The organism is Cloacibacterium sp. Arc13, assembly GCF_041431305.1.
Classification (GTDB): Bacteria; Bacteroidota; Bacteroidia; order Flavobacteriales; family Weeksellaceae; genus Cloacibacterium; species Cloacibacterium caeni_B.
In genome coordinates, this window is sequence record NZ_JASMRM010000007.1 from 132,063 (window position 1) to 142,264 (window position 10,202).

General features: G+C 32.7%; 11 protein-coding genes. 10 read left to right on the forward strand and 1 reads right to left on the reverse strand.

The window, feature by feature from the left end; translation table 11 throughout:
* Positions 1 to 107 precede the first annotated feature (107 nt).
* The 6 genes from dnaG (at position 108) to QO190_RS07385 (ending at position 5,455) form a co-directional block, all read left to right on the forward strand.
* Positions 108 to 2,024, forward strand: coding sequence for a DNA primase (gene dnaG, locus QO190_RS07360; RefSeq protein ID WP_371462121.1), 1,917 nt, complete (start codon positions 108 to 110; stop codon positions 2,022 to 2,024).
* A 49-nt stretch (positions 2,025 to 2,073) separates the two neighbouring features.
* The gene (locus QO190_RS07365) at positions 2,074 to 2,373 is read left to right on the forward strand and encodes a nucleotidyltransferase family protein (protein ID WP_069798032.1); all 300 of its coding nucleotides are present in this window, start codon (positions 2,074 to 2,076) and stop codon (positions 2,371 to 2,373) included.
* The gene (locus QO190_RS07370; RefSeq protein ID WP_371462120.1) at positions 2,366 to 2,704 is read left to right on the forward strand and encodes a DUF86 domain-containing protein; all 339 of its coding nucleotides are present in this window, start codon (positions 2,366 to 2,368) and stop codon (positions 2,702 to 2,704) included. The genes QO190_RS07365 and QO190_RS07370 overlap by 8 nt, the downstream gene beginning before the upstream one ends.
* A 7-nt stretch (positions 2,705 to 2,711) precedes the next feature.
* Positions 2,712 to 3,386: an ATP-dependent Clp endopeptidase proteolytic subunit ClpP gene (gene clpP, locus QO190_RS07375; RefSeq protein ID WP_069798035.1), complete on the forward strand. Its 675-nt coding sequence runs from the start codon at positions 2,712 to 2,714 to the stop codon at positions 3,384 to 3,386.
* Between the two features lie 244 nt (positions 3,387 to 3,630).
* Positions 3,631 to 3,867, forward strand: coding sequence for a hypothetical protein (locus QO190_RS07380; protein ID WP_104792416.1), 237 nt, complete (start codon positions 3,631 to 3,633; stop codon positions 3,865 to 3,867).
* 118 nt (positions 3,868 to 3,985) lie between these two features.
* On the forward strand, positions 3,986 to 5,455 hold the full coding sequence (locus QO190_RS07385) for a M28 family metallopeptidase (protein ID WP_371462119.1): 1,470 nt from the start codon (positions 3,986 to 3,988) through the stop codon (positions 5,453 to 5,455).
* A 28-nt stretch (positions 5,456 to 5,483) separates the two neighbouring features.
* Here QO190_RS07385 and folP read toward each other — a convergent pair whose 3' ends face one another.
* Positions 5,484 to 6,245 (reverse strand): dihydropteroate synthase, encoded by a 762-nt coding sequence (gene folP, locus QO190_RS07390; RefSeq protein WP_371462220.1) that lies wholly within the window; start codon positions 6,243 to 6,245, stop codon positions 5,484 to 5,486.
* A gap of 155 nt (positions 6,246 to 6,400) precedes the next feature.
* Here folP and QO190_RS07395 point away from each other — a divergent pair, with 155 nt between their 5' ends.
* The 4 genes from QO190_RS07395 (at position 6,401) to QO190_RS07410 (ending at position 10,066) form a co-directional block, all read left to right on the forward strand.
* Entirely contained in the window at positions 6,401 to 7,405 is a 1,005-nt protein-coding gene (locus QO190_RS07395) for a glycosyltransferase family 2 protein (RefSeq protein ID WP_371462118.1), read from the forward strand.
* Positions 7,406 to 7,473: 68 nt separating this feature from the next.
* Entirely contained in the window at positions 7,474 to 8,472 is a 999-nt protein-coding gene (locus tag QO190_RS07400; protein WP_371462117.1) for an adenosine deaminase, read from the forward strand.
* Between the two features lie 97 nt (positions 8,473 to 8,569).
* Entirely contained in the window at positions 8,570 to 9,325 is a 756-nt protein-coding gene (locus tag QO190_RS07405; protein WP_371462116.1) for a class I SAM-dependent methyltransferase, read from the forward strand.
* A gap of 48 nt (positions 9,326 to 9,373) precedes the next feature.
* Positions 9,374 to 10,066, forward strand: a complete 693-nt coding sequence (locus tag QO190_RS07410) for a ZIP family metal transporter (protein WP_371462115.1) — start codon at positions 9,374 to 9,376, stop codon at positions 10,064 to 10,066.
* Positions 10,067 to 10,202: the final 136 nt, after the last annotated feature.

Sequence of the window (10,202 nt, forward strand, 5' to 3'; positions counted from 1 at the left end):
ATGACGACAAAGATAATATTTAAAAACAAAAACATCTGTTAAAGAATTCTAAAAAAATCAACGAAATGCCATTAAAAAAGCTTAACTTATTTTTGTAATTTTACAAAATGATTTCTCAAAAGACCATCGATAAAATTTTCTCTACGATTCGAGTAGAAGAAATTATCGGCGAATATGTTCAGTTAAAACGTGCAGGCACTAATTTCAAGGGCTTGAGTCCGTTTCATGAAGAAAAAACGCCGAGTTTTGTGGTTTCTCCCAGCAAACAAATTTGGAAGGACTTCTCCTCTGGAAAAGGTGGAACTGCCATCACTTTCCTCATGGAAATCGAAGGATTTACCTATCCTGAAGCGCTGAGACATGCTGCCAAAAAGTACGGCATAGAAATAGAAGAAGACCAAGTAGAATATTCGGAAGAGCAGAAAAAAGCTCAATCCGAAAGAGAAATTCTTTACAAAATTCATGAAGTTGCCAATACTTTTTTCCAAGAAAATCTTTGGGAAACCGAAGAAGGAAAAACCATTGCACTCTCCTATTTCAAGGAACGTGAACTGCATGATGACATCATCAAAAAATTTCAATTAGGCTATTCTCCAGAAAAGAAAAATGCTTTTACAGAATACGCTTTAGCAAAAGGTTATGAAAAAGAAATTTTAGAAAAATCTGGAATTTCTATTTTCCCGGAAAATTCTCCATCAGGAATTGACCGATTCCGTGAGCGTGTTATTTTCCCTATTCATAGTTTTTCGGGAAGAGTTTTAGGTTTCGGAGCGAGAATTCTGAAGTCAAATGTAAAAACTGCCAAATATCTCAATTCTCCGGAAACCGAAATTTACCATAAATCTAATGTTCTCTATGGCTTAAACCAAAGCAAACAAGCCATTTCCAGAGAAAATTTATGTTTGTTAGTAGAAGGTTATATGGATGTGATTTCGCTTCACCAAAGCGGAATAGAAAACGTAGTAGCAAGTTCGGGAACAGCGCTTACAACGGAACAAATTAAACTCATCAAACGTCTCACCGAAAACGTAACCATACTTTTTGACGGAGATGCTGCAGGAATTAAAGCCAGTTTCAGAAGTATAGACATGTTGCTTTCTGAGGGCATGAATATTCGTGTGGTATTATTTCCTGATGGCGATGACCCTGATAGTTTTGCCAGAAAAAATCCTAGAGATTTTGTAGAAGATTTCATTAAAAATAAAGCAAAAGATTTCATTGATTTCAAAGCCGAAATTCTTTTAAAAGAAGCCAATAACGACCCTATCAAAAAAGCGGAAGCGATTAGAGATATTGTAAAATCTATTGGTTTCGTTTCTAATGCTTTAAAACAAGAGGTTTACCTAAAACAAGTTTCTACCCAATTTGGACTTTCAGAGCAATCGCTTTTTAATGAACTGGGCGTTCAGAAACAAGTTGTTCAACAGCAAAAACCTGCCGAAAAAAGAGAAGCAAACGTAGTAAAACTTGAAAAAGTTCATGAATTTACAGAAACCATCAATCCTCTTTTGGTTCTAGAAGAAAAATTGGTAGAACTCATGTTGAAATTTGGCCAATTTAAACTTTTCAGAAAAACGCCAGACAACGAAAATTACGAAACTACCGTTATTGAAGAAATTATCAATCACTTAGAAGAAGACCAATATCAACCGATTTCTCCTTTGAATCAAAAGATTATTGAAGAAATAAAATTGGGAATTCAGCAAAATGAACTTCGTTCTAGTGATTTTTTCAAAACTTTCATGGATGAAGAAGTGGTGACAAAAACTGCAGACGCATTAATTAACGCTCATGAAACCAGCAATTGGGAAAAACATAATATCTACTTCAGCAAAGAAGAAGAATTGGTAGACAAAATTGTAAAAGATGTCATCATAAGACACAAAAGAGAATTTGTAGTAAAAATCATTAACGATTTAAAACACCAAATTTCAGAGGAAAATTCAGCAGAAACTTATTTAAAAATCATCAACCTCACAAAACTTAAAAACAAAATAGACGAAAATTTATTTAGAATTTTGTGACACTTTGGCTAAATTTGTAAAAAGGAACAGACTTTGAATAAAAAGAAGTATGAAGAAAATACAAATACATCAAAATGCAATCGCTCAACTTTGTAAAAAATACAATGTTGAAAAATTATATGTATTTGGTTCTATTCTTACAGAAAAATTTAATGACAATAGTGATATAGATTTTATCGTAAAATTCCATCAATTAGATTTATCAAAATATGCAGACAATTATTTTGATTTAAAATTTTCATTAGAAGAAATATTGAAAAGAGAAATAGATCTATTGGAAGAAAAATCCATTAAAAACCCATATTTTCTTGAAGTAGTTAATCATCAAAAGCAGTTAATATATGGATAAGGAAATACAAGTTTGGCTCTTTGATATTCTAAATTCAATTTTAGAAATTGAGAGTTTTGTAGATTTTGAAGAAACCAATTTTCAAGATTATTCTTCAGACGTTAAAACCAAACGTGCTGTTGAAAGAAATTTAGAAATAATAGGAGAAGCAGTAAATAGAATTTCTAAAAAAGATGAAAATTTAGAAATTACTGATAAAAGAAAAATTATAAGTGTAAGAAATAGAATAATTCATGGATATGATCAAGTCTCAGATGAATTGATTTGGTCTATTATTACACAGTATTTACCTGTTTTAGAAAAAGAAGTTAGACAATATTTAAACGAATAACAAATTTATGGACATAAAAAAAGAATTCAGAGATTTCTCTGTAAAACATTTAGGAAATAGCGGATTAGCAACTGACCAATACATGGGAATTTTTAACCCAACCAATCTTACGCCTTACATTATGGAAGAACGTAGAATGAACGTAGCTCAAATGGACGTTTTTTCTCGTCTCATGATGGATAGAATCATCTTCTTAGGAACAGGGATTGATGACCAAGTTGCCAATATTGTAACCGCTCAGTTATTATTTTTAGAAAGTTCAGACCCTTCTAAAGACATTCAGATTTACATCAATTCTCCTGGTGGAAGCGTTTACGCGGGATTAGGAATTTATGACACCATGCAAATCATCAAACCAGATGTTGCTACTATTTGTACAGGTATGGCTGCAAGTATGGGCGCTGTTTTATTAGTTGCTGGTGAAAAAGGAAAACGTTCTGCGCTTAAACATTCTAGAGTGATGATTCACCAACCAAGTGGTGGCGCTCAAGGTGTGGCAAGTGATATGGAAATCAACCTAAGAGAGATGCTAAAACTTAAAAAAGAGTTGTATGACATTATTTCTGCACATTCTGGTCAGTCTTACGAATGGGTAGAAAAAGCGTCAGACCGTGATTATTGGATGACTTCTTACGAAGCCAAAGAATACGGAATGGTAGACGAAGTTTTAGAGAAAAAATAAAATTTTCCGAAATTTTTTAAATATAGAGAACGTGCTTTTTAGTGCGTTCTTTTTATTTTTTTATGGCAATTTTCGCAAATTTTCCACCGCAAAATCCATTTCAAAAATTTGCAAAACCAGGCTGTCCGTTGCAATTCCTCGTCTCGTCTTTCAGACGAGACTGCGGGATTTACACTTCCATCCTTATTGCAAGACTTCGTTACAAATTCACTATTTTTACCAAAAATTTAAGATTTTACCCAAAATGAAAGTTATCCAAATAAAAGCCAAAGATTTTTTTGAATTTATAAAACTGAAAGACACTTCTATGTGGGAAATTTTCTCACAAATGATAGACGGAGAAGAAAAAGAAATCATCTTTTTAGACGAAGAAGAAAAAATACTTTTCAATTACATTCTTCCCCCAAATTTAGAAAAATTAGAAGAAGACCGAAAAACCTTTGCCAAAGAATACGCAGATAAAATCTCTAATTTGAATTAAAAAGATAGCGCTCCTACGGAGCGCCCATTTTTTTTTACCATTTATTTTCTACACATATATCATTCCTACGGAATGTAAATTCAAAATTAATTCTCTAAATTCGTGAAAACTTTCGGTTATGAATTTAAAAAAATCCTTTCTAGTATTAAGTATTCTATCGCTTAATCTTTTCAACGCTCAATCTTACAAAAAACCTTTGGTTTCTGCCATTACAGAAAAAGATTTAAGAACAGACATGTACCAAATGGCGGCAGACCAATTCTGGGGAAGAGAAGCAGGAACTTTAGACGAACTGAAAGTTTCGATGTGGTTTGCCGACAAAATGAAAGCTACTGGGATGAAACCAGCTGGTGATAACGGAACTTTTTTCCAGTTTTTTGACATGTATCGCCATCAAGTTTCACCGCAGAGTTCTGTAAAAATTGGAGATAAAACCCTCAAAATTTGGAAAGATATTTTGGTACAAGATGTTACCGATAATAATTTTACCGCTCCAGTTTTATTTTTAGGAAAAATAGAACCTCAGGATTTGGCTTCTAAAAATATCGCAGGAAAAGTAGTCGCCCTGAAAGCTTCAGACCTCAACGTTTCTAAAGAAATGACGCTTTTCGAAAGAAGATATCCTGGTTTCATCAGAACTAAATATTACAAAACCATTTCTCAACTTGGCGCAAAAGGAATTATTTTCATCACAGATGATATTTCAGATAAAAGTTGGGTAGAAGTTTTACCACAAATGACCAGAGGAACTTACGGTGTAGAAGGACTGAGAGAAAAAGTAGATGTAGGAATTCCTGTTTTTTGGATTAAGCAAGAAAACGAAAATTGGGTAAAAAACAATCCTGAAATTACATTAAACATCCAAACCGAAACCTATAAATATCCGTCAGTAAACATCATCGGAAAAATTGAAGGAACAGACCCTCAATTGAAAAAAGAATATGTTCTTTTGAGCGGACATCAAGATCATGATGGCATTCGTCATCCTGTAAAAAATGACACGATTTACAATGGTGCAGATGATAATGCAAGTACTTGCGTAGCAATGTTGGCAATGGCAAGAGCTTATAACAAACAGCCATCTAAACGCAGTATTTTATTCTTGATTCACGGCGCTGAAGAAAGAGGATTGCTAGGTTCTCGTTGGCATGCTGCACATCCAGTTGTCCCAAAAGAAAGTATTGTTGCTGTGCTAAACGGAGATATGATTGGAAGAAATGATAATAATGAAGCGGCGCTTTTGGGTAGCGAAGCTCCTCATAAAAATTCTGAAGAATTGGTAAAAATGGCTCTTGACGCAAATAACGAAAGTACGAAATTCAAATTTCTAAAAGCTTGGGATTTACCAGAACATCCAGAATATTTTTATTTCAGAAGCGACCATCTTCCTTATGCTAAAGCAGGAATTCCTGCATTATTTTTCACCAGTGTTCTCCACCATCAATACCACACTCCACAAGATGAATCTGAAAACATCAATTTCAAAAAATTATATAAAATGACGGAATGGATGTACAGAACTTCTTGGAAAGTAGCCAATGAACCAGAAAGACCAAAATTAATTCCAGATTTTAAACTAGAAAGATAAAATAAAAGAGCAGTAATTACTGCTCTTTTTATTTGAATTCATCAATTAAAACTTTCGTTTCAGCTACATCATGAACTCTCAAAATTTTTGCACCTTTTTCTAGAACTTTTCTGTGAAGCTTTTGAGTTTCTTCGCCAATTTCAAGCGGTTTTTTATTCAGCGGTTTATAAATGAAAGATTTTCTAGAAATCCCTATCAAAAGTGGAAATCTTCCAAAACCTAAATGCTCTACTTCTTCAATCATTTTATACTGATCTTCCACCGTTTTTCCAAAACCAAAACCTGGGTCTAAAATAATATCATGAATTCCCAATTTTTGTAACTGATTTACTTTTTCCGAAAAATAATAATTCACACTCATGGTAATATCATCGTAGTGAATTTTTTCGTGCATGGTAGCATAAGAAGTATTGCTGTGCATCAAAATATACGGCAGTCCAGTTTCGGCAACTGTTGGCAACAAATTTTCATCAAAATCTCCTCCAGAAATATCATTCACCACATCCATTCCTTCGTTATATCCGAATTTCACTACGTCTGCATAAAAAGTATCAATAGAAATTAAAGCTTCTGTAAATTCTTTTTTAATTAAAGAAATAACATTACCAATTCTTCTTATTTCTTCTTCCGCAGAGAGATATTCTGCATTCGGACGAGTAGATTGCGCTCCAATGTCTATGAAATCTGCTCCATCTTTAAGCAATTTTTCGGCATGAAGAAGTGCTGATTTTTCGTTGTTAAACTTTCCACCATCCGAAAAAGAATCTGGAGTAAGATTAAGAATTCCCATAATTTTGGGAGTGTTTAAATCTACTAATCTACCATTGCAATTGATAGAAAAGTTAGTATGTTGAATGCTTGATGCAGGGATATTCATTTTGCAAATTTATAGAATTTCTTGGTCTAAATTTATTCAAATACGTTTGAAACCACTATTTTTGTTGAATGCAAAAAACCATTTCCATTGTAGTCGCAATTTTCAATAGAAAAGACGAATTATTCGAGCTTTTGAACTCTCTTATTGCTCAAACCGATAAAGATTTTGAAGTCATCATTGTAGATGATGGTTCGTTCCTGGATTTATTGCCTACTGTGGAAACTTTTAAAGAAATGTTGAATATTCAATATTTCAAAAAACCGAATTCTGGACCTGGTTTATCTAGAAATTACGGAGCAAATCGCGCTAAAAATGATTGGTTGGTTTTCGTAGATTCTGATGTCATTGTAGAAAAAGATTACATAGAAAATATCAAAAAAAATCTAGAAAAAACAGATTGCGTAGCTTTTGGTGGCGCTGATAAAGCGCACAAAGGTTTCAATCTTTTACAAAAAGCCATCTCCTACTCTATGACTTCAGTTTTTACTACTGGCGGAATTAGAGGAAGTAAAAAAGCTGTGACTAGATTTCAGCCAAGAAGCTTTAACATGGGTGTAAACAAAGAAATTTTCCTAAAAATTGGAGGTTTCTCTGAAATGCGAATCGGCGAAGATCCAGATTTATCGATGACGATTTGGGAAAACGGTTACCAAACTGCTTTCTTTGACGATATTGGCGTTTATCACAAACGCAGAACAGATTTAGGAAAATTCTCTAAACAAGTGTATCAATTTGGCTGTGCAAGACCAATTCTGAACCAGAGACATCCTGATTATGTAAAACCAACTTTTTGGTTCCCTACATTGTTTTTATTGGGTTATGTTGCAGGAATTTTAGAATATTTCCTTTTACAAAAAGGTTTTGTTTTGACATGTTACGGTTTTTATACTTTGGTGATTTTTCTACATGCTTTGTATTTGACTAAAAATATTGCGATTGCTGCACAAGCAATTATTACCACTTACATTCAGATGTTTTCTTACGGTTACGGATTTTTAGAATCTTGGGTTAAGCTCAATGTATTGAAAATGAAACCAGAAGATGCATTCCCGAAACATTTTCATCAAAAATGATTTTTGACACTTCTTCGGATTCTAAAATTTTTATCCCTACCTTTGATTGATGTTTAAAAAATTAAAGTATGGATATTATCTCTTATATTAAAAAAGTTCCAAAAGCAGAATTACACTTGCACATCGAAGGAACTTTCGAACCAGAATTGATGTTTGAAATTGCTCAAAGAAATCAGGTTAAAATTCCCTACAACAGTGTGGAAGAAGTAAAAAAAGCGTATCAATTTAACTGTCTTCAAGATTTTCTAGATATTTATTACGCAGGAGCAAGTGTTTTGCTCTTCGAACAAGATTTCTATGATTTGACAATGGCTTATTTCAAGCATTGTGCAGAAGAAAACGTAGTGCACACCGAAATTATGTTTGATCCTCAAACCCATACCAAAAGAGGTGTTTCTTTTGAAACCGTAATTTCTGGAATTAAGAGAGCTCAAGATGATGCAGAGAAAAATTTCGGGATTACTTCTTATTTGATTATGAGCTATTTAAGACATTTATCAGAAGAAGACGCTTTCGAAACTTTAGAGCAATCATTGCCTTATAAACATTTAATTAAAGCGGTAGGATTAGATTCTTCGGAGAAAGGAAATCCACCTTCTAAATTCCAAAAAGTTTTTGCGGCTTCAGTGAAAGAAGGTTATAAAATTGTAGCTCACGCTGGTGAAGAAGGACCTGCAGAATATGTTTGGGAAGCGCTAGATTTATTGAAAATCGACAGAATAGACCACGGAAATAATAGTTTAACGGATGAAAAATTGGTGAATTATTTAGTGGAAAACAAAATGGCTTTAACGGTTTGTCCGCTTTCTAACACTGCTCTTCGAGTGGTAGATGATTTGAAACAGCATCCGATTAAAAAAATGCTTGATTTAGGAATAAAAGCAACCGTAAATTCTGATGATCCGGCTTATTTTGGAGGTTATATTACTAAAAATTACACCGAAATTATTGAAGCGCTAAACCTATCTTTAGAAGATGTAAAAACATTGGTGAGTAATTCATTTGAGTATTCATTCTTAGACGAAGAAACTAAAAAGAAATACTTGCAATTGGTTCATGAGAATTAAGAAAAATATTAAATAAAATCTGATATAAAAATTCCAGCGAAGCCTTTCGTTGGATTTTTTTTCTAGTAAATGATAAAGTTTTTGATAAATTTGCAATATGAGTTGGTTCAAAGAATGGTTTAACACGCCTTATTATCATATTCTCTACAAAGACAGAGATTTTGTAGAAGCAGAAAATTTCATTAGAAATCTTACCCAAGATTTACAACTTTCTAAAGATTCTAAAATCATTGATTTAGCTTGTGGCAAAGGCAGACATTCTGTTTTTTTGCAACAATTAGGCTATGAAGTTTTAGGAGTAGATTTGTCCGAAGAAAGCATAGAACACAATAAACAGTTTGAAACTTCGGCTGATGAAACTCCAAAATTGACATTTGAAGTTCACGACATGAGAAACGAACTTTATCCCAATGTTTCTTCTGAAAAAGTAAATGCAGTTTTCAATTTATTCACCAGTTTTGGATATTTTGATGATGATGAAGATGACAGAAAAGTGTTTTCTTCGGTGAAAAATGTTTTACAGAACGATGGAATTTTCGTTTTGGATTTTCTCAATGAAAAATTTGTAAAAAATACTTTGGTTGATGAAACTACTGTTACCAAAGACGGAATAGATTTTCTCATCAAAAAAAGAATAGAACAAAACCATGTCATCAAAGATATTTTCTTTGAAGATAAAGGAGAACAATTTCATTATTTCGAAAAAGTAAAACTACATACTTTAGAAGAAATAAAAAACATCGCCGAAAGTTTCGGTTTTGAAGCAGTAAAAATCTGGGGAAATTATCAGTTAGAAGATTTTGAAAGAGAAACTTCACCGAGATGTATTTTCCAATTCAGAGTTAAAAATTAAAATTTAAAAAGCGGAAAGCATTTTGCTGAAAGCCAAAAAGCAAAGAAAATGATTATTATTCTATTGATCTTAAGCGTCATCATTGGTGTTTTTCTGGGAAAATATTTCGGAAAGAGCCAATCATTTGCTAAAAATTTACTGATTCTAAGTGCTGGTTTTTTGATTACGGTTTGTGTAAGCGAAGTTTTTCCAGAAGTCTATGAAGCAGAAGACCACAATATTGGAATTTGGATTATTGGTGGTGTTTTGCTGCAAATGATTTTAGAAAGTCTTACCAAAGGTTTCGAACATGGGCATTTTCATCATCACCACGAAGAAAAAAATATTCTGCCTATTGCTTTGATGGCAGGAATGTTTGTTCATGCGTTTTTAGAAGGAATTCCTTTAGCCAATATTACAGATGTAACTTCTCCTTATTTATTGGGAATTGTGTTCCATAATTTACCAATTTCATTTATTCTCGGAACATTTTTATTGAGAGAAAAAAATAATATTTTTTCTTGGTTTATCATTGCCTTATTTGCATTAGCATCACCATTAGGAATGGTTTTTGGTGATTATTTTAATCCAAATTGGCAACCTTATTTCTTGGCATTAGTTGGCGGAATTTTCTTACATATCTCATCAGTAATTATTTTCGAAAGCAATAAAAATCACAAAATGGATTGGCAAAAACTTTTTTTAGTAATTGCTGGAGTTGGACTAGCTTTAGTGAATCATTTGTTTCACGCTCATCATTAAAAAATTTGATTTCAAATAAAAACAAAAACTCCCGAAATTTCGGGAGTTTTTTTTTTATGTGTCTTGTCCTGAAAAAAGTTGACTAAAAATTAGATAATATGTCAACAAAGAAGAAAATTTCAAAAATTCCAATTGC

Excerpts from the sequence above, each read along its gene's own strand:
- dnaG (WP_371462121.1), top strand. The coding sequence starts at position 108 with ATGATTTCTCAAAAGACCATCGATAAAATTTTCTCTACGATTCGAGTA.
- QO190_RS07365 (WP_069798032.1), top strand. The coding sequence starts at position 2,074 with ATGAAGAAAATACAAATACATCAAAATGCAATCGCTCAACTTTGTAAA.
- QO190_RS07370 (WP_371462120.1), top strand. The coding sequence starts at position 2,366 with ATGGATAAGGAAATACAAGTTTGGCTCTTTGATATTCTAAATTCAATT.
- clpP (WP_069798035.1), top strand. The coding sequence starts at position 2,712 with ATGGACATAAAAAAAGAATTCAGAGATTTCTCTGTAAAACATTTAGGA.
- QO190_RS07380 (WP_104792416.1), top strand. The coding sequence starts at position 3,631 with ATGAAAGTTATCCAAATAAAAGCCAAAGATTTTTTTGAATTTATAAAA.
- QO190_RS07385 (WP_371462119.1), top strand. The coding sequence starts at position 3,986 with ATGAATTTAAAAAAATCCTTTCTAGTATTAAGTATTCTATCGCTTAAT.
- folP (WP_371462220.1), bottom strand. The coding sequence starts at position 6,245 with ATGGGAATTCTTAATCTTACTCCAGATTCTTTTTCGGATGGTGGAAAG.
- QO190_RS07395 (WP_371462118.1), top strand. The coding sequence starts at position 6,401 with ATGCAAAAAACCATTTCCATTGTAGTCGCAATTTTCAATAGAAAAGAC.
- QO190_RS07400 (WP_371462117.1), top strand. The coding sequence starts at position 7,474 with ATGGATATTATCTCTTATATTAAAAAAGTTCCAAAAGCAGAATTACAC.
- QO190_RS07405 (WP_371462116.1), top strand. The coding sequence starts at position 8,570 with ATGAGTTGGTTCAAAGAATGGTTTAACACGCCTTATTATCATATTCTC.
- QO190_RS07410 (WP_371462115.1), top strand. The coding sequence starts at position 9,374 with ATGATTATTATTCTATTGATCTTAAGCGTCATCATTGGTGTTTTTCTG.